Here is a 20099-nt window from a genome sequence, read left to right as displayed (position 1 = left end):
TCTAGTTATAATAATTTTTATTCTTACTCGATTATTTATGGGTAGTAAACCCAAGTTTATTTAATAGAAGTAGCAAACTGTTCAACTGTAGTAGTGTTGTGCATACGAACGCGTTTCATTTTTAACAGTTCATCTGGCTCACCTTTTGTAATGAACTGTCCTGGTTTTGTCGTTGTCGCAAATTGATAATATTTCTTTGTTTCTTCTACAACTTTATCATTTACATGACCAAACGGGTATGCAATTGCAATGACAGGTTTACCAGTGATCTTTTCAAGCTTTTCTTTTGAACCCTTTAACTCTCCCTCATAGTTTGTGATTTTCGGTAAATCAGCATGTGTTGCTGTATGAGATTGGACAGAGAAAATACCCGAATCAACCATCTCTTTTATATCCGCGGTGGATAAGGAGCCTTCTGCATCGATGTTATCAACAATCATATATTCGGTTGCTGTCGGCTTAAATGTATCGTCTTTTAACTTTTGTAGAATATGAAATGCATTCATATTATTTTTCATACCATCATCAAACGTAACAAGAATTGGTTTATTTACTTTATTAATATCATTCCAACGTTCGAACGTTAATAATGTATAGCTGTTTTCTTTTAAATATTTCATTTGCGCTTCGAAGTTCGCAGGTGAGACAAATAAGCCTTTTATTCCTTGACCATAATAATCCTCAATCGCGTGATACATTAAGACAGGAACATGCTGCTGAAACGTGATGGTGGATGTTGTGAGCAGAATACTTTTTCCACCTTCTTTTAAACCAGATGCTTCAATTTGATATTCACCACGTTTGCCGTCAAATTCTTTAATATCAAAAGGAATTGCAAACTGTTTGTTTTTATCTTTGGATGAAAATAATTTTGCGCTTTCTTTTCCATCAGCAGTTCGCCAAATTTTATATTGTACCTCGGTTAAAGAATCTTTTAAATCCGTTATATGGATAGCTGTATTTGTGGATTCATGTGTAATAGAACTCCAAGATATTGTACCCTGTGGTTGCACTTTTTCTACTTGCTTTTTTGGCTGTTCTTGAACCGTTTTCTCTTTTTTAGGTTCATTATTTGTATTGTTAGAATTACACCCTGCTAGAATGGCAGATGTACATAAAGCAATAGCTGCATATTTTTTCATAACGATCACCTTCTATTGTGTATTCACTTTTTCCCCGCATGAACGGGCAGTAAGACCCTCACCTTAAGATTCAGAGAGAAATGAAGAGGTCGGGCTGATTAAAGTTTCACTTTATATCGTTATAGTAAAGTGATGGTAGTTCAAAGAAACAAATAGTTAAGATGTTTCTCTACTTCGAAGTCTTTTTCTTTTTGCAGGCTTGTTCAGCGTTATGATCATGTAGCCAACAACAAAAATGAAAGGAATTAAAAATACATAACTAGGGATGCCGAGAACATAATGACTTTTTATGCTGAAAAATAATAAATGTAGGAAATCAAAAAGAGCATGTAATTTCATTTGTACCTCCATTAATCTTTTTACAAATTATAACATTTATAAAAGTGGAGCTAAATGTTCAAGGCTAAAATTTAAGCTAATTTTAAAGTTGGAAAAATAAATAAAAGAAAAGGCTACTTTTTCATGAAAGCAGCCTAAAAAACGATTAATATTTTTCTTTCACAAGTGATGTAAACTGCGCCATTGTTGTATTAGGGCCAACAAAATGTCGCTTAATTAAGTATTGTTCATTTGGTGTGCCTTTTGTAATATGAGTTCCATGATCGGTAGTTACCGCAAATTCATAATGTTTCTTTGTTTCTTCCACAGCTGGGTCATTATAAGAACCTACTGGATAGGCAAGGGCGATCACTTTTTTGCCTGTAAGATTTTCAATTTTTTCTTTAGATACACGTAATTCTTCATCATAATTACTTGTATAAGCCATCATTGCATGATTAGCAGTATGAGATTGAATGGAAAAAATACCCGAATCAAGCATTTGTTTTATATCATCTGTCGTAAGACGATTTGGTGTATCAATAGTACTTGAAACGAGGAATTCGGTTGCTGCTGGTTGGAATTTATCATCTTTTAATTTTTGCAAAATATGAAGAGCGTTCATATTATTTTTTCGGCCATCATCCATTGTCACAAAGACAGGTTTATTGACACGATTTACCTCGCCCCAACGTTCAAACGTTAACATTGTATAACCGTTATCTTTTAAATATTGCATATGTTTTTCAAATTGTTCTGGTGGTACATATAAACCTAAATCGCCATCACCTGGTCCAGGATATTTTTCAATAGCATGGTACATAAGGAAAGGTGCATATTGCTGGAATGTAATCGTAGATTTCACTAGAGGAACTTCAGTGTTGTCATTTTTTAATCCCACTGTTTCAATTTGAAATTCTCCACGTTTTAAATGAAATGATTGTAAATGAAATGGGAGAGCAAAATCACGCGCTTTTTCTTGTGATACAAAGGTTTGTTTACTTGTAGGTCCATCAGCTGTACGCCAAATATTGTAACGCACTTCCTTAAATGAATCTCTTAAGTTCTTTGTATAAAGTGTCGTATTCTTTGCATTGTATTCAAATGGATCCCATGAAATGAGTCCTTGAGTTACAGGTATTTCTACTGCTTTGGCTTGTACTTCTTTCGTTTCCTTTTGGCTCTTGTAAGTTGCTTCTTTTGTCTGTTTTTCACTAGTAGTGCTAGTGTTACAACCTACGAGAATAGCAGAAGAAAGCAAAGCGATACATGCATATTTCTTCATAATATCATCCTTCTATTGTGTTTTTAGTTTTGTCTCTTATATGTAATAATTTCTCTATTTGTCTTGTTATAAGAGATTATTGATTCAAATATTTCTATTTGAATCATACCCTTGTCTATCATATCACTATGAAATATAGAGGGGAATATCTCTTTTGGGAGAATTCGACAAAAATGCAGTTCAATTGCATGGGATTTGTCTTATGTAAAATTTTGTAAATAAAAACAATTGTAGTTATAGATTGCCTTATGAAAAAAGATACCTCCGAAAAATAGCTAATTTCGGAGGTATCTTTAAAAACGCTTTTTTTACTTTTGGGTTTTTGTTGTTGGATATTTCTTTCACTGTAAACAGACAGAATACATCTTCTGGCCAATACTAGTATATATATATTTCTTAATATAAAAAAGAAAAATCGTATTGAAAAATGTATGCAATATTGCATATGATTACATTTCATTTGCAGATTGGTGACCTTCGCTCATAAAAAAATCACCCCAACATTCCAAAATGAAAGGAAGGATAGGGTAATTCATTGTTAAATAAATAATCCAGCAATCGTAGCGGATAAAATAGAAGCAAGTGTTGATGCAAATAGCATTTTCCAACCAAACTTAGATACGATACTTCCTTGTTTTTCGGAAAGGGCACGAATTGTACCAACGATCGCACCGATTTGGCTAATACTTGCGAAGCTAATTAAGAATACAGTAACGATTCCAACTGTACGTGGAGATAATGTTTTTGCAACTTCTTTTAAATCAAGAATAGCCACAAATTCATTTAAAACAATTTTTGTTCCCATGATTCCGCCAGCTGGGATAATATCGTGAGCTGGAATACCCATTAGGAATGCAAATGGTGCAAGAATGTAACCGAAGATTTGTTGCAGTGTAATCGCATGGCCCATTGCGCCTGAAGCTGCGCTAATTACATAGTTTACAACTTCCATCACACCGATAAAGGCGATCATTAAAGCAGCAACGATACCGGCTACTTTTAAACCATCTAATGCACCGTTAATCATTGCACCGATAAAGCTGTCTCCAAATAGACTTCTATCGAATTTCTGAACTGTTTCTTCTTCTTTCTTTGTATCAACTGGTGTTAATAAAGAACAAACAATTAAGCTAGAGAATAAATTCAGTGGCAACGCTGCTAGTACGTATTTCGCATCTAGCATCATTACGTATGATGCTGTAACAGAAGCTGAAACGGAGCTCATTGCTGAACAGCAAATGATGAACATACGGTTTTTATTAAAATGCTGTAGGTCATTTTTAATAACGATTAATGCTTCGCTTGAACCAAAGAATACAGAGTTTACCGCATGGAATGATTCAACGCGTGGTAAACCAGTAATTTTGGAAATTGCACCGCCGACAATTCGAACGATGAATGGTAAAACACCTAAATAACTGAAAATAGAAAGTAGTGCTGAGAAAAAGACAATAATTAATAATACATTTAAGAAAAAGACAAAGTCTCTTTGAATTCCATTAAAGAGAAAATCGACACCTGTCGTACCAAGTTTAATTAGTTTGTTGAAAACCTTACTAATTAAAATGATGATCTGTTGACCAATTTTTGTGCCAAACATAAACCAACCAATTAAAATTTGGAAACCAATCATAATAGCAATTGCACGGAAGTTGATTTTACTTTTGTTGTTTGACAAAGCAAAACATAAACCTAACACGACAAGAATGCCGATAACGCTCATTACATATTGCATGTAGTTGCCCCTTTCAGAAGTTCGTATAAAGTTTTTACATAAAACGCTCATTATATAACTATATAAATACAATTTGAAAAACCGACATAAAAACCCTTTCTTTTTAGATGTAAGAGAGGATCTGATCAAGCATAGAAGCGGTCAGAGCCTTTTTTAGCCCCGTGCCAAGTGAAACCAAAAAGAGAAAACAAGAGCGGGCCACTTTTTATTCTTCATAGCTAACCGATATACTGAAAAGTCAAAATGAATATATATAATTAAAATAGGAGAGGTTTCATGTCATACGTAAGATGTCTGACCTTTTAGAAAAGTAAAAAATAAAAAAAGACCCATATGGATTCACTTTCATCTATGAGAGAAAGCTAATCAATATGAGTCTTTGTATACACAAACAAGCTAATATTCATTAGTTTTCCCCATAGTCCAGCAATTTTCGGTTGCCGGGTAGAAACTCTCGATCCATATTATCAAGTATATATGAGGGAACATCGTCCGTATTAAATTATTAGTAGCGTAACATTAGTCAACAAAATTCGTCAATAGCTTTTTTTCTTCCAATGGATAAAGAGCATATGAGTATGGTAAAATGTAACGCAGTGTTATGAAAAAGAGAGGTCGGAAAATGAGTAATAAAATGACGCCACCAGTTGAAAAGAACGAGTTTATAGATGTAGTATTTGAAGATTTAACACATGATGGTGCCGGTGTTGCGAAAGTGAAAGGATATCCTATTTTCGTAAAAAACGGGTTACCAGGTGAAGAAGCACAAATTAAAATTATTAAAGTAAAGAAGAACTTCGCATTTGGCCGTTTAATGAAGCTTCATACAGAAAGTCCATATCGTAAAGATGCAGAATGCCCAGTTTACAACCAATGCGGCGGTTGTCAGCTTCAGCACTTAACATATGAAGGACAACTAAAGGCGAAAGAAAAACAAGTGCGTGACGTAATGCAGCGCATCGGTGGACTGCACGACGTACCAGTTCATCCTGTTCTTGGTATGGAGAATCCGTGGGTTTATCGAAACAAAGCACAAGTACCGATTGGAGAACGTGAAGGCGGGCTTGTAGCTGGTTTTTATCGCCAAGGAACACATGACATCATTAATATGGAAACATGCTTAATTCAAGCAGAAGAAAATGATGCATTAATTCAAGAAGTAAAACGTATTTGTGAAAAGCATGGCATCACAGCGTACAACGAAGAACGTCATAAAGGAACACTTCGCCACGTAATGGCTAGGTACGGACAAGTAACAGGGGAAATTATGCTTGTCTTCATTACACGTACGGCAGAGCTTCCAAACAAAAAGGCGATCATCGAAGAAATTACAGCGAAGTTCCCAAATGTAAAATCAATTGTTCAAAACGTAAACACGAAACGTACAAACGTAATTTTCGGAGACACAACAACAGTCCTATATGGATCAGAATATATTTATGATTTTATCGGTGATATTAAATTTGCTATCTCAGCACGTTCTTTCTATCAAGTAAACCCAGAACAAACGAAAGTGCTATATGACAAAGCATTAGAATATGCAAAATTAGATGGAAATGAAACAGTAATCGACGCATACTGCGGAATCGGATCAATCTCGCTATTCCTAGCGCAAAAAGCGAAAAAAGTATACGGCGTTGAAATCGTCCCAGAAGCAATTGAAGACGCAAATCGAAATGCTGCATTAAACAACATGACAAACGCTGAATTTGCAGTAGGAGAAGCAGAGGTAGTCATTCCAAACTGGTATAAAGAAGGCGTAATTGCTGATACAATCGTCGTCGATCCGCCGCGTAAAGGTTGCGATGAGGCACTATTAAACACGATCATCGATATGAAGCCAAAACGCGTTGTATATGTATCATGTAATCCAGCAACACTAGCACGTGACTTAAAAGTATTAGAAGAAGGCGGATATAAGACGCAGGAAGTACAGCCTGTGGATATGTTCCCGCATACTACGCATGTGGAGTGTGTGGCTTGGTTGGAGTTGGTATAATAGAAAAGCAGTTGATATAGAAAAAATCTATACCATCTGCTTTTTTGTTTATAAAAATACCATTCAGGACCGACTTTAGTTAAAATAAACATTGCCGATTTTCACGATAGTTTTTCACAAATTATAAATGTCCAAATGTACTTGTGTTTGATAATAAGTTATTAAGCATGATATAAGTGTAAAAGAAGTGGAACATTTGGCTTTATATTTTTTGACCGAGAGTTTGAAGTTGTATCCATAGTGAGAGGATTTGAGTTTGAAATGATAGATAATTTTTGGCGTGATTTACCACGACCATTTTTTGTACTTGCACCAATGGAAGATGTGACAGATGTTGTTTTTCGTCACGTAGTAAGTGAAGCTGGTCGACCGGATGTATTTTTCACAGAGTTTACAAACTCGGATAGCTATTGTCATCCAGAGGGTATGAAAAGTGTGCGTGGCCGTTTGATTTTTACAGAAGATGAACAGCCAATGGTGGCACATATTTGGGGGGATAATCCCGAATATTTCCGTCAAATGAGTATTGGCATGGCAGAGCTAGGATTTAAAGGCATCGATATTAATATGGGCTGCCCTGTACCGAATGTGGCATCAAGAGGAAAAGGTAGTGGCCTTATTCTGCGTCCAGACGTTGCCGCAGAACTTATTCAAGCAGCAAAAGCGGGCGGACTGCCTGTCAGCGTGAAAACACGACTTGGCTTTAAGGAGCTAAATGAGTGGGAGGAGTGGTTAACGCATATTTTAAAACAGGATATTGCGAACCTTTCTATTCATTTACGTACAAGAGAAGAAATGAGCCAAGTAGATGCGCATTGGGAGCTAATTCCCGAAATCAAAAAATTACGTGACCGTATCGCACCAAATACGCTACTAACAATCAATGGAGACATTCCTGACCGTCAAACTGGGCTACAGCTTGCTGAAAAATATGGTATTGATGGCGTTATGATCGGACGAGGTATCTTTAAAAATCCTTTTGCTTTTGAAAAAGAGCCGAAAGAGCATAGCAGTAAAGAATACCTTGATCTTTTAAGACTGCAGCTTGATCTTCAAGATCAATATGCAGAAGTACTGCCACGTTCAATCACAGGGCTTCATCGCTTTTTCAAAATTTATGTCAAAGGATTCCATGGAGCTGCTGAATTAAGAAATCAATTGATGAGCACGAAATCAACAGATGAAGTGCGTGCATTGCTTGATAAATTTGAAAAGAGTGTTGATGGGACAGAGGACAGTGAAATAGTGTAACTCTCAAAAAGTTAGAGGGAAAATGATTCACATCAACTCACGTGTGCTTATTTTATTCAGTTTCAAGTTCCCTTGCAGCCGACAACTTTTGTTTGATAAAGTCTGTTTTCTGAAAGAAAAAGGTCTTAAGAATGTAATAAACCCACCAGCACCCTTGTGTTGCCACATACACTCTGCATATGTGGAGTGTGTGGCTTGGTTGAGTTTAAAATAAATTTAAAGCAGAAAATGAGCAGTGTTTTTGAGAGATCAAAGCACTGCTTTTTCTTTTCGTTAACGCAACGGTGGAAAGAGTCTTATAAGCGTACCTCAGGGTTTAATAAATATAGACCAGATCTATAGGCGCAAGGAAGGAGAAGAGAATAAATCAAAAAATCATTTGAATCTTTCCTCAGACTCAAGGTCCTCTTGAGTTTTTTAGTATGACCTTCACAAGTATTAATTTGGGTAAGACTATAAAACATGTCTGTAAAGTGTTAAAGTATTAATTTAGCGGACATTAACTAAAAAGTTATATTAAACATGATAGTTTAAAGCATGTTAGAGGATACGCTTTGACTGCTGGATAAATAACCAACATTTTAGGAGGACAAACAATGGCTATAAGCAATAATGATATTTTAATTAGAGTAAGATATGCTCTGGATATAAAAGATATAGATATGGTGGAGATGTTTAAACTTGGTGGCGTTGAAGTAACAAAAGAAGAAGTGCGAAAGATGCTGACAAAATTAAAAAACAGTTACTATGATGAAGTTGACGATGATAGTGATGTAGTTGAAAATGATTACGAAATAAAATGCAATAATGTTATGTTAGAGTCGTTTTTGAATGGTTTGATTACTTTTAAAAGAGGAAAACAAGATCCAAAACCAGGGCAATCGGATAGACAAGCGATGTCTTTAAAGAGTAATGGAAGTGTTAATAATCTCGTTCTAAAAAAATTGAAGATAGCACTATCATTAACAAGTGAAGATATGCTTGATATATTAGAAGACGTAGGAGTCATCGTAACAAAAGGAGAATTAAGCGCTCTATTAAGAAAAGAAGGTCATAAAAATTACAAAGAGTGCGGCGATAGATACGCAAGGAATTTCTTAAAGGGACTAGCTGTTAAATATAGAGGATAAGGGATCAGTATTGTAGCATTTATGATAAAGCAGTAAATGATATAATAGATAGAGTAGGGAGTTTGTAGCCTACTCTTTTTTATTTGTAAAAATAACAAGAACAAATACGCTAGGTGATGAAATGATACATACATATTTAGGTGAGACAATCAATTTTCATATAAATTGCAAGAAGAAAAAATCAGTACGTCTTTATGTAGATTCTTACGGAAATGTTGAGGTGCAAGCTCCGAAAGGGACGCCTGTTGAATATATAATCCAGTTGTTAGAGGAGAAATGGGATTGGATTCAGAAAACACGTAAGGAAATGCAGGAGAGAGTGCTTGGGTCACAGGAAAAGGCTTATGATCAAGGAGAGGGCTTTCTGTATTTAGGAAACACGTACCCGATACAGATTTCTCAAGATACAAGTATTGAGCAAGATAATGCAGTGTTTGAAGGAGATAAGCTGCATATTTATGTGAAAGAGCTTAAGAATGAGAAAATACAACAAGCTTTAAAACGATTTTATTATAAACAGTGTAAAGCGTTAGTAGAGAAGAGTATTAAATCGTATCAAAGTAACTTTAAAACAAAGCCGCGTTTAATCCGTATTTCAGATAGTAACCGTACATGGGGAACTTGTGATTCAAATCTACAGTTAACGTTTAATTGGAAGCTAGCAATGGCACCTCAGAGGGTGATTGACTATGTAGTTGTTCATGAAATGTGCCATATGGTCCATTTAAATCATGATCGATCTTTTTGGCGTCTTGTTGGGAAGATAATGCCTGATTATAAGGAGATGGAAAACTGGTTAGCGTTATCAAGTTGGAAAATGACGGTTTAGTTATTACTTTGGATATGTGGCTTGAAATAAAGTAGAACCCTAATGAATTAGGGTTCTTTTTGTATATATATTATCGTCCAAATTTCACAATGAAAGCCTCATCCACTTTCTCCATCTCATATCCACGATAACCCTCTGAAAGTAATGCCTGCTGTTCGCTAGCATCACTCATCGAAATGTTCTTAACATCCGTCCAATCTCTTTCTTTATCCTTGCGCAATTCCTTCACAAATACATACCGCATACTCCCGCCATACTTCTCCTTCAGCGCAGCAATCTCCATCCCTTGCGCAAACTTATCTTTCAAACTCGGAATATTAAATGGCGCAACTGTACAACAAACGTAATCGTATTTGCTGTCTGTTTGTGTTAATTGTTCCATAATCACTGTTGCTAATATTTTCTGCATGCCGTTTCCACGGCACTTTGGATGAACATTTGAGATTTCTTGGTAAATAACACGGTCTAAATCATCCTCAGTTAAACCAATATCAAACCCTAAATGTTCGTCATCAATAGGTGGGACTAAGAGTGCACGAAACGCAATCAGCTCTTGATCTACAAATGCACCAATTATTAAGCCGTTTCCGTTTAATATATATTGATATTCTTCTAACGTAAGAGGTTGCAAGCTATCTGTATTTTCTAATGTTTCAATTACAACATTTTGTAAGGATAAAATTTGCTGGATGTGATCGAAAGATAATGGTGCGACCTTGAATCTTTGTTCGTTTTGTTTTAATGTTCCTTCATAAAGAATGTTCATGTGGTGGTCCTCCTTTAGCGAACAACGTCTTGAAAAACGGTTAATTCATTTAGTATATCTTCATTGACATCGACGCCTAATCCTGGCTTTTCGTTTAGACGAATAAATGGTATGTCGTAATATAAATCTCCAATATCTTTCGTGAACTTTAACGGTCCTGTTAGTTCAACGCTTGTGATGATTTTTTTCGAAAAAGCAACATGGAATCCAGCAGAAGATGCAACAGATGATTCAACCATGGAGCCAACTTGGCATTCAATTCCGGCCATTTCAGCTTGATGAGCGAGTTTCACAGCGGGGTATATACCGCCACATTTCATTAATTTAATATTCACTTTATCAGCGGCCTGCATTTGAATAATTTGGCGCATTTCACGGGAACTTTTTAGTCCTTCGTCAATCATAAGTGGAAGGTCTGTTTTTGAGCGAATATAGGCCATTGCATTAATATCGTCAGCTATAACTGGTTGTTCAATCCAATCAATGTTCAAGTGTCCGAGTGAGCGTAATGCAGTTAACGTAGTAGCGCTATTTTTCCAGCCTTGGTTTACATCCACGCGAATTGCGATATCATTCCCTACTCGTTCACGTACAGCTTCAATTCTCTCAACATCTTTTTGGACATCTGTTCCGACTTTCATTTTAAAAGAGCGATAGCCTTTATTGATCATGGAAGCAGCTTCTTTTGCCATAGCTTCTGGGGAGGCGATACTTAAAACATGAGTAATTGGAAACACTTCATGGTAACGGCCACCAATCAATTGATAAACAGGCTGATCTAACTTTTTCCCAATTAAATCAAAGCAAGCAATATCAATCGCAGCTTTTGCGGTAGGAACACTATAAATAGTTTGATTCATGATGTCATGTATCTTCTCGATATTCATTGGATTCACACCTAGCAAGGCAGGAGCTAATGTATGTTTTAAAACTTGAAAGGTACTTTCCCATGTTTCGCCTGTAACGTGATCATCGGCTACTCCTTCACCGTAACCGACAATACCTTCATCTGTTTCAATTTTTATAATAATAGAAGGCATATCATTGTAAGTGCCGTAGCTGATAATAAATGGATCACGAAGTGGTAAACGGATTGCATAAAGGTGAATTGCTGTAATTTTCATTGTATAATCCACGTCCTTTGTATCATAAATTTAAAGTTGCATATATTCTTAATTAGACTAATGATGAGTAAATTTTTAAAAGAATTTTCAGAATTCTGATCTTAATTACCTTATTATATTTCAAAAGAAATGAAGGGACAATCTCTTGACATTTGCGTGAATATTCAATATGTTTTTCAAAATAGGATTTTTATAAATGAGAAAACTGCTTCGAATTTAGGAAGGAGAAAGGGAAAGTGAAAACAGTAGAGCTTCAAGATCGTTTAAACGAAATTTTTCAGCATTTACACGAGAATCCTGAAATAAGTTGGAAAGAATATAATACAACGGCCTATATTACGAAATTTCTAGAAGAAGAAGGAGTTTTATATAAAGTATTTGATGATTGCCCTGGAGTTATAGCTGAAATGGGGAACGGGAAACCAGTTATCGCCATTCGTGCTGATATGGATGCATTATGGCAAGAAGTAGATGGGAAATTTAAAGCAAATCATTCTTGTGGTCACGATGCTCATATGACGATTGCGATGGGACTTATTTTGCAGTTGAAAAATGAGCATTGGCAAAAAGGAACTGTCCGATTTATTTTCCAGCCTGCAGAAGAAAAAGGAAATGGTGCTTTAAAGATGGTGGAGAAGGGAGCGGTGGATGACGCTGATTTCTTATTTGGTGTTCATTTACGACCAATTGAAGAATTACCTTTAAAAAAAGCAGCACCATCTATTTGGCATGGGGCAGCGGGATTTTTAGAAGCGAATATACACGGGGATGATGCGCATGGGGCACGACCACATCAAGGTGTGAACGCAATTGATGTTATTTCTATGATTAATATCGGATTAAAAAACATCTGGCTCTCACCGCAAAAATCATACTCTGTCAAAATGACGAAATGCCAAGCTGGTGGAGATAATTTAAATATCATTCCAGGAAATGGGCAATTCGGTTTAGATGTAAGGGCGGAGAGCAATGTATTGCTAGAAGAGTTAACGAACAAGATAGAACATGTCATTCAATCAGCTGAATCAATGGGAACGAAGATTTCTTACGAATGGGTTGATATTGCACCTGGGGCAGAGGTATCGGAAGAGGCAGAACAACTCATGCGGAAAGGAATTCTTGAAATATACGGAGAAGACGGATGCACACCGCCACTTTTTACTACAGGAAGTGATGATTTTCATTACTATACGGTCAAAAGGCCGCATTTAAAAGCTGTTATGTTAGGATTAGGGGCAAATTTAAAGCCCGGGTTACACCACCCTTATATGAAGTTTGATCACGCTTGTATAATCGATGGAGTAGAGATAATGAAGCAAACTGTGTTGGAAGCTTTAAAATAATATTGGTTTAAAGTAAAAGCCTGATTTTATCAGGCTTTTTTTCTATGTTGTATAATAAAAAGTATTATTTCTTAATAGGAGAAAATCAATGAACGAACAATATTATGATGCGATATTAAATATAAAAACAGTAGGAGAGCAAAAGGGATTCAATAAGTCCCTGCATTATCATCGCTATGAACCAACGCCATATAGCGGGCTAGAAATATTATTAGATCAATATGAAATGAAAAGCAGTGATCGGATTGTTGATTTTGGATGCGGAAAAGGCCGGCTGAATTTCTATATTCATCATGCATGTGGTGCGTCAGCTGTTGGAATAGAAATGAACGAGATGTTCTACAAAGAAGCAATGGAAAATTTAGAACGTTATGCGAAGAAATCGAGAAATAGTAAAGATAAAATTCAATTTCAATGTTGCTTAGCGCAAGAATATGAGATTGATCCGCGTGACAATCGATTTTATTTCTTTAATCCATTTTCAGTGCAAGTGTTTATGAATGTAATCAATAATATATTGCTTTCGGTGGAGGAAGTAGAGAGAGAAATAGAGATTATTTTATATTATCCATCGGAAGATTATATCTTTTTCTTAGAGAATCAAACGGCATTTGAATTGAAAGAGGAAGTTAGATTGCCTGGGGTGTATGAGCGGAATGGGAACGAGAGGTTTTTGGTTTATGGATTGAGAAGCTAGAAGGAGTAAAAAGATAAATAGTAAATGTCAGTGAGTATTTAGAATTAAATACGGTGAACTGTACCATAAATAAAACACAATGGAGTACAGGATGTTTGAACTTTGCTCATTATGTAAGATGGATAGGGGTTAAAGCGTATTAAATAAAAAGGAAGCAAGAAGCTCTTAAAATACAACAGTAGCTTCTCGTTTTCATATAGGAAAACATTGACTCCCATCCCCAACAAGCTATAATAAAAACTAGATGTTCGTTTCAAACAAAATATGATACAAAAAGAACATATAACATAGATTGAAAAAATACTTTCAATCTATTATTTTTATGGCTTTTAGAAAACGCTTACATTTAGTGTGGAGGGAGAAACCATGTCTAAGTTCGCAGAGTATTTTTTAATGGAAGCTAGTAATGTTATTGAGTATGTGAAAGAGAAGTTACCAATGTTTGAAAACGCAAAAGATTTGCAGTGCAAGGAAATTGGGGATGGCAATTTAAATTATGTGTTTCGTGTTTGGGATAAGGAGAAAGGAACTTCTGTCATTGTGAAGCAAGCCGGAGATACGGCGCGTATTTCAGATGAGTTTAAGTTGTCTACGAATCGAATTCGCATTGAGTCAAACGTTTTACAGTTAGAGGGGAAGCTGGCATCTGGGCTTGTACCAGATGTGTATTTATTTGATAGTATGATGAATTGCTGTGTGATGGAAGATTTATCAGACCATACGATTTTACGGACGGCACTGATTAACCATCAAATGTTTCCAAAGCTTGCGGATGATTTAACTACTTTCATGGTAAACACACTTTTATTAACATCTGATGTAGTGATGAATCATAAAGAGAAAAAGGAACTTGTGAAGAATTATATCAATCCAGAGTTATGTGAGATTACAGAGGATCTTGTGTACTCGGAGCCATTTACAGATCATAACAAGCGCAATGAGTTGTTTTCGATAAATGAAGGTTGGATTCGGGAGCATATATATGGAGATGAAGCACTTCGTATGGAAGTAGCGAAGCTTAAGTTTTCGTTTATGACGAATGCGCAGGCACTACTTCATGGTGATTTACATACTGGCTCTGTGTTTGTACGAAAGGATTCTACAAAGGTCATTGATCCAGAATTTGCTTTCTATGGCCCGATGGGATATGACGTTGGGAATGTGATGGCAAATTTAATATTTGCTTGGGTGAATGCAGATGTAGCGATGGTTGATGGAGTGGAAAAAGATACCTATATGAGTTGGCTGGAGTCTACGATTATAGATGTAATCGACTTGTTTAAGAAGAAGTTTTTAGAAGCGTGGAGCACGCATGTAACAGAGATTATGGCAAAGGAAACTGGCTTTGATCGTTGGTATTTACAATCTGTGTTAGTGGATACAGCGGCTGTGACGGGTTTAGAGTTGATTCGCCGCATTGTTGGATTAGCAAAGGTGAAAGATATTACATCGATTTCAAGTGATGAAGCTCGGGCGGGAGCAGAACGGATTTGTTTACAGGCAGCGAAGAAGTTTATTTTACGAGCAAATGAATATAAAACAGGCGCTAGTTTTTTACAAACGTTAAAAGAGCAGTCTGTCCATAGTGCAAAGTAAGGAGAGAAGATGATGACAGAGCAATTAATACCAATTCAGTGGAAAGATGATGCTTTAGTTTTATTAGATCAAACTCTATTACCGAATGAGGTAGTCTATGAATCTTTTACAACAGCTGAGGGTGTATGGGATGCCATTCAAGTAATGAAAGTACGCGGGGCACCGGCGATTGGTGTTTCAGCAGCTTACGGTGTGTATTTAGGCGTAAAAGAGGCATCCGAAGATTCAGTGGAGTCATTTATAGAAGAAGTAAATAGAGTCTGCACGTACTTAGCGACATCTCGACCGACAGCGGTGAACTTATTTTGGGCACTTGAGAGAATGGAAAATGCGGCAAAAGAACATTCCCATTTATCTATCGCTGATTTGAAAAATAGGTTATTAGAGGAAGCAAAAGGAATTCATAAAGAAGATGAAGAGATTAACCGCCAAATTGGGGAATATGCATTAACATTGTTCCAAGATGGCATGGGTGTACTAACGCATTGTAATGCAGGTGCTTTAGCAACAACGAAATATGGTACTGCAACAGCGCCGATGTACCTAGCGAAAGAAAAGGGATGGGATTTAAAGATTTATTCTGATGAGACACGTCCTAGATTACAAGGATCTACGTTAACGGCACTAGAACTGCAGCGAGCTGGGATTGATGTAACAGTCATTACGGATAATATGGCGGCAATGGTTATGTCACAAGGGAAAATTGATGCAGTTATTGTTGGCTGCGATCGTGTAGCGGCAAACGGTGATGTGGCAAATAAAATTGGAACGCTTGGTGTATCCATTTTAGCGAAATATTATAACATTCCATTTTATGTTGCAGCACCGACTCCGACAATTGATGTAAAAACACCAACAGGTAAGGAGATTCCGATCGAGGAGCGTGATGCTTCTGAAGTGATTAACCGCTTTGGGAAATATTCAGCTCCAAAAGAAAGTAAAGTATATAATCCAGCGTTTGATGTAACGCCGCATGAGAATGTAACAGCAATTATTACGGAAAAGGGAATTGTTAGGGCTCCATTTACCGAGAATTTAAGAAAGTTATTTTAGTAATTATGAAATATATAAGTACAAATTGAAAAACTGATATAAAACCTTTCTTTTTAGATGGGAGAGAGCGCCTGTCCATGCATAGAAGCGGTCAGGTCCTCTCCTGCCTCATGCCAAGTGAAAACAGAGAGAAAACAAGTAGCGATCATCTTTTGTTCTTCGTAGTAGCGACTTATATGTTGAAAAATCAAGATGGGTTTATATAGAAAATTGCTTATGTATATTAGACATATAAGAAAATAACGAAAAAGAGGACCGATTATCATGTCTAATTCACCGGTAGAGAGAAGAAATAAAATCATTGAGATACTTGAACAAAGGGAGCACGTGGAAGTTTCATATTTAAGCGATGCATTTCAAGTATCATTAATGACAATAAGAAGAGATTTAGAGAAGCTTGAAAAAGACGGCAAAGTCATTCGGATGTACGGTGGTGTAAAACTAAAAACAAAGCGGGTATATGAATATTCGATGGAAGAGCGTCTAAATAGTAATAAGAGAGAGAAGTTAGCAATCGCACGTGAAGCTGCTAGGTTAATTGAAGATGGTGATGTCGTTGCGTTTGATGCGAGTACAACAGCCCTTGAGGTAAGTAAACTTATTAAGGATCGCAAAGATGTAACGGTTGTGACAAATAACCTGAGCATTGCGATTGAACTAGCAGATGTGCCAGAGATTGTTGTCATTGTACTCGGTGGCTTTTTACGTGGGAAATCATTATCTGTTATGGGAGCTTCTTTGAAACAGTATCTAGAGACAATTTATATTGATAAAGCTTTTATTTCAAGTAAAGCACTTAGTTTTCATGAAGGCTTAACAGATACAGCTATTGATGAAGGAGAAGCGAAGCAAGCAATGCTTAGCAAATCGAGTGAAGTCATTGTTTTAGCAGATCATACGAAGCTCGGAAATGTTGCTTTCTATAAGGTTTGTGATAAACAGGGTATTACAAAAATTATCACAGATGAGCTCATACCGTTGACACCACTGCAGCAAGAATGTATTAACAGCTATAAAGAATATGGTACACCCATTATTCTAGCAAACTAGTCGTCACAGAGTTCACACCAAGGGGGATGTATATATATGTTACTACAAAAAGAAAGAGAAGAGATTGTAGCGTATGGAAAGAAAATGATCGCTAGCGGATTAACAAAGGGGACTGGCGGTAATATTAGTATTTTTAATCGTGAACAAGGTCTTATTGCAATAAGTCCAAGTGGTTTAGATTATTTTGAAACAGTGCCTGAAGATGTAGCTATATTGAATTTAGATGGTGAAATTGTGGAAGGGGATAGAAAGCCTTCTAGTGAACTAGATATGCATCTTATTTATTATAGAAAGCGTGAGGACATCAACGCACTTGTTCACACGCACTCCCCTTACGCAAAAACAATAGCATCATTAGGATGGGAACTTCCTGCGGTATCTTATCTGATTGCTTTCGCAGGGCCGAATGTACGTTGTGCGCCGTATGAAACATTCGGAACAAAGGAACTAGCAGAAGCGGCTTTTGAAGGAATGATTGATCGCCGTGCGGTTTTACTTGCTAATCACGGCTTAATGGCCGGTGGGAACAATATAAAAATGGCGTTTACTGTTGCGGAGGAAATTGAATTTTGCGCGCAAATTTATTATCAAACGAAGTGCATTGGAGAGCCAAAATTGTTGCCAGAGGAAGAGATGGCAAGATTGGCGAAGAAGTTTGATGGGTATGGGCAACACTAGAATTAGTAAATAGAAAAAATCCCTCGAGAACAAATCGATTCTCAAGGGATTTTATTTTTATTTCTTAAGTAACAAATACATAAAATAAGGAGCACCAATCAAAGCGACCATAATCCCCGCTGGAATTCCACTTGGCTCTACAATATGACGACCAATTGTATCTGCAAGTAACAATAGCCATCCCCCGATTAAAATGGCAACAGGAAGAAATAATTGATGCCTCGGCCCGACTAAAGATTTTGCGATGTGAGGAGCCATAAGTCCGATAAAGGCAATTCCCCCTGTGACTGAAACGGCAGAAGCTGCTAATGCAACGGCTGCTATAAGGAGTGAGCGGCGTTCTTTTTCGAGTGCGACACCAACACCAATTGCTACATGCTCATTTAATGCAAGGAGATTTAATCGGTTTGCTTTATAGAAAGTAAATGGAATGAGTACAGCTAGCCATGGAAGGAGTGCGAAAACAAAAACCCAGTCATCTCCCCAAATGTTTCCGGCAATCCATTTTGCGATAAAGTCTACTTTTGCACGTTCAGCAGATGAAATAAGTACAATCATCGTTCCGGAAAGAGCGAACGTAAATCCAATTCCTGTTAATGTCAGTCTTATCGGTTGAAGCCCAGCAGTTTTACTGTATGAAAATCCATAGATGAGACAGGCTGTAATAAAGGCACCGATAAATCCAACGATTGGTAGCAAGTAAACAAATGAGCCTGCGTCTATTGGAAAATATAAAAAGAAAAGGGCAATTGCAACGCCTGCCCCTGAGTTAATACCGATAATACCAGGCTCGGCTAGATCATTACGCGTTATACCTTGTAGTATAGCTCCTGATAAGGCAAGTGCCATACCAGCTAATAGTGTAATCACAATTCGTGGTAATCGAAGAGAAAATAAAATAAATTCTTCTTTAAATGTACCTTGGCCCAAAAGTGTAGGTAGCAGTCTATCATAGGACAATGAAGCTGCTCCTAGGCCCATTCCAATTGTAATGGTTGCTGCAATAAGCAGGAGTAAGGCAAGTACGATTACTCGTTGTTTTTTAGATTGTTGAATCATGAGAACGACCTTCCTCCTTTACGTACGATGAATAGGAAGAATGGTAAACCTACAATTGCGATAATGGCCGCTATTGGTGTTTCATATGGAGCGTTGATTGTGCGTCCAAGTGTGTCAGCTAATAGCATAAAAGAAGCACCAGCAATGGCAGACATCGGTAGCACAAATCGATAGTCTGGTCCGACAATAGGGCGGACCATATGAGGTACCATTAAACCGATAAATGCCATATTTCCAACAAGTGCAACAGAAGCACCGGCAAGTAAAATGATAACGATAAAAAGAATGATTTTAATGACGATGATTTTTTGACCGAGTCCTATTGCTACTTCTTCGCTTAAGCTAAGAATCGTCAATTTCTTTGAAAATAAGATTGCAATGAATATACTGATTGAAATAACTGGAACAATGACCTGTAATTGGCTCCATGATGTTCCGATTACGCCTCCGGCAGTCCACATGGATACATCTTGTGAGATTTTAAAATAAATCCCGATTCCTTCTGAAATCGCGACTAAAAATGCTGAAACCGCGGCGCCAGCAAGTACAATACGAAGAGGAGAAAGCCCGCCTTTTTTCATCATACCAATTCCGAAGACCATAATGGCGCCGATAGCAGCACCGATAAAACAAGCAATCATTATATAAAAATAGTTTACAGAAGGAATAAGGGCAAGTGTAATTGCCAAGGCAGCGTTGGCACCACCAGTTAGCCCGAGTAATCCTGGATCAGCGAGTGGATTTCGCGTTATACCTTGCATAATCGCACCAGAAACAGCGAGCCCAGCTCCAACAAAAATGGCTGCAATTTCACGTGGGAAGCGAAGTTCACGGATAATGGAGAACTTTTCTCCATTAACGTTAGAAGTCAGCGCTATCCATACATCCTTTATAGAGGTATCTGCTGCGCCAAATACCATGGCAACCATAAATATAATAAAGAACACAATGATTCCTAAAATGAGCTTGTATACAAAGGAAGTGGAACGTAGATTGTCTTTTGTCATTAGTTTCACATCTTTTCTTTTCATAGAATAAAGGAAG

The 20099-nt window shown here is 36.9% G+C and carries 17 protein-coding genes and 1 riboswitch; of the genes, 10 read left to right on the top strand and 7 right to left on the bottom strand.

Annotated features, from left to right (window positions below):
- Positions 1-56 precede the first annotated feature (56 nt).
- The 3 genes from MHH71_RS14105 to MHH71_RS14090 all read right to left on the bottom strand — a co-directional run bounded on the left by MHH71_RS14105 (position 57) and on the right by MHH71_RS14090 (position 4480).
- Entirely contained in the window at positions 57-1142 is a 1086-nt protein-coding gene (locus tag MHH71_RS14105) for a polysaccharide deacetylase family protein (RefSeq protein ID WP_033798571.1), read from the bottom strand.
- 484 nt (positions 1143-1626) lie between these two features.
- Positions 1627-2745, bottom strand: coding sequence for a polysaccharide deacetylase family protein (locus MHH71_RS14095; protein ID WP_006093245.1), 1119 nt, complete (start codon positions 2743-2745; stop codon positions 1627-1629).
- A gap of 538 nt (positions 2746-3283) precedes the next feature.
- A complete protein-coding gene (locus MHH71_RS14090) occupies positions 3284-4480 on the bottom strand; it encodes a NupC/NupG family nucleoside CNT transporter (protein WP_006093247.1) in 1197 nt (398 codons plus the stop codon).
- A gap of 399 nt (positions 4481-4879) precedes the next feature.
- Positions 4880-4981: riboswitch (purine riboswitch) on the bottom strand.
- A 121-nt stretch (positions 4982-5102) separates the two neighbouring features.
- On the opposite strand from MHH71_RS14090, the gene rlmD reads away from it, so the two are divergent.
- The 4 genes from rlmD (at position 5103) to MHH71_RS14070 (ending at position 9689) form a co-directional block, all read left to right on the top strand.
- Positions 5103-6479, top strand: a complete 1377-nt coding sequence (rlmD, locus tag MHH71_RS14085) for a 23S rRNA (uracil(1939)-C(5))-methyltransferase RlmD (protein ID WP_033798573.1) — start codon at positions 5103-5105, stop codon at positions 6477-6479.
- Positions 6480-6740: 261 nt separating this feature from the next.
- The gene (locus MHH71_RS14080) at positions 6741-7730 is read left to right on the top strand and encodes a tRNA dihydrouridine synthase (RefSeq protein ID WP_033798574.1); all 990 of its coding nucleotides are present in this window, start codon (positions 6741-6743) and stop codon (positions 7728-7730) included.
- A 596-nt stretch (positions 7731-8326) separates the two neighbouring features.
- Positions 8327-8860: a YehS family protein gene (locus tag MHH71_RS14075; protein WP_003205667.1), complete on the top strand. Its 534-nt coding sequence runs from the start codon at positions 8327-8329 to the stop codon at positions 8858-8860.
- A 121-nt stretch (positions 8861-8981) separates the two neighbouring features.
- Complete coding sequence (locus MHH71_RS14070) at positions 8982-9689, top strand: M48 family metallopeptidase (protein ID WP_006093254.1); 708 nt, start codon at positions 8982-8984, stop codon at positions 9687-9689.
- A gap of 70 nt (positions 9690-9759) precedes the next feature.
- Here MHH71_RS14070 and MHH71_RS14065 read toward each other — a convergent pair whose 3' ends face one another.
- Positions 9760-10455 carry a hypothetical protein gene (locus tag MHH71_RS14065; protein WP_006093255.1) on the bottom strand — a complete coding sequence of 232 codons (696 nt, stop codon included), beginning with the start codon at positions 10453-10455 and terminating at the stop codon, positions 9760-9762.
- A gap of 14 nt (positions 10456-10469) precedes the next feature.
- Positions 10470-11579 (bottom strand): mandelate racemase/muconate lactonizing enzyme family protein, encoded by a 1110-nt coding sequence (locus MHH71_RS14060; RefSeq protein WP_006093256.1) that lies wholly within the window; start codon positions 11577-11579, stop codon positions 10470-10472.
- Positions 11580-11815: 236 nt separating this feature from the next.
- On the opposite strand from MHH71_RS14060, the gene MHH71_RS14055 reads away from it, so the two are divergent.
- From MHH71_RS14055 to MHH71_RS14030, 6 genes are all read left to right on the top strand, one after another.
- Positions 11816-12922 carry a M20 peptidase aminoacylase family protein gene (locus tag MHH71_RS14055; protein ID WP_006093257.1) on the top strand — a complete coding sequence of 369 codons (1107 nt, stop codon included), beginning with the start codon at positions 11816-11818 and terminating at the stop codon, positions 12920-12922.
- Positions 12923-13010: 88 nt separating this feature from the next.
- Entirely contained in the window at positions 13011-13619 is a 609-nt protein-coding gene (locus MHH71_RS14050; protein WP_006093259.1) for a class I SAM-dependent methyltransferase, read from the top strand.
- A gap of 366 nt (positions 13620-13985) precedes the next feature.
- Complete coding sequence (mtnK, locus tag MHH71_RS14045) at positions 13986-15215, top strand: S-methyl-5-thioribose kinase (protein WP_033798575.1); 1230 nt, start codon at positions 13986-13988, stop codon at positions 15213-15215.
- Positions 15216-15227: 12 nt separating this feature from the next.
- Entirely contained in the window at positions 15228-16268 is a 1041-nt protein-coding gene (gene mtnA, locus MHH71_RS14040; RefSeq protein ID WP_033798576.1) for an S-methyl-5-thioribose-1-phosphate isomerase, read from the top strand.
- A 264-nt stretch (positions 16269-16532) separates the two neighbouring features.
- Positions 16533-17318, top strand: a complete 786-nt coding sequence (locus tag MHH71_RS14035; RefSeq protein WP_006093265.1) for a DeoR/GlpR family DNA-binding transcription regulator — start codon at positions 16533-16535, stop codon at positions 17316-17318.
- A gap of 36 nt (positions 17319-17354) precedes the next feature.
- On the top strand, positions 17355-17996 hold the full coding sequence (locus MHH71_RS14030; RefSeq protein WP_006093266.1) for an L-fuculose-phosphate aldolase: 642 nt from the start codon (positions 17355-17357) through the stop codon (positions 17994-17996).
- A gap of 57 nt (positions 17997-18053) precedes the next feature.
- On the opposite strand, the gene MHH71_RS14025 is transcribed toward MHH71_RS14030, so the two are convergent.
- Both MHH71_RS14025 and MHH71_RS14020 read right to left on the bottom strand, forming a co-directional pair.
- On the bottom strand, positions 18054-19055 hold the full coding sequence (locus MHH71_RS14025; protein ID WP_033798578.1) for a FecCD family ABC transporter permease: 1002 nt from the start codon (positions 19053-19055) through the stop codon (positions 18054-18056).
- On the bottom strand, positions 19052-20086 hold the full coding sequence (locus MHH71_RS14020) for a FecCD family ABC transporter permease (protein WP_006093269.1): 1035 nt from the start codon (positions 20084-20086) through the stop codon (positions 19052-19054). Before MHH71_RS14020 ends, MHH71_RS14025 begins: the two co-directional genes overlap by 4 nt.
- Between the last annotated feature and the right edge of the window lie 13 nt (positions 20087-20099).

The organism is Bacillus sp. FSL H8-0534 (assembly GCF_038005885.1).
GTDB lineage: Bacteria > Bacillota > Bacilli > Bacillales > Bacillaceae_G > Bacillus_A > Bacillus_A pseudomycoides.
This window is presented reverse-complemented; position numbering and strand designations above follow the sequence as displayed.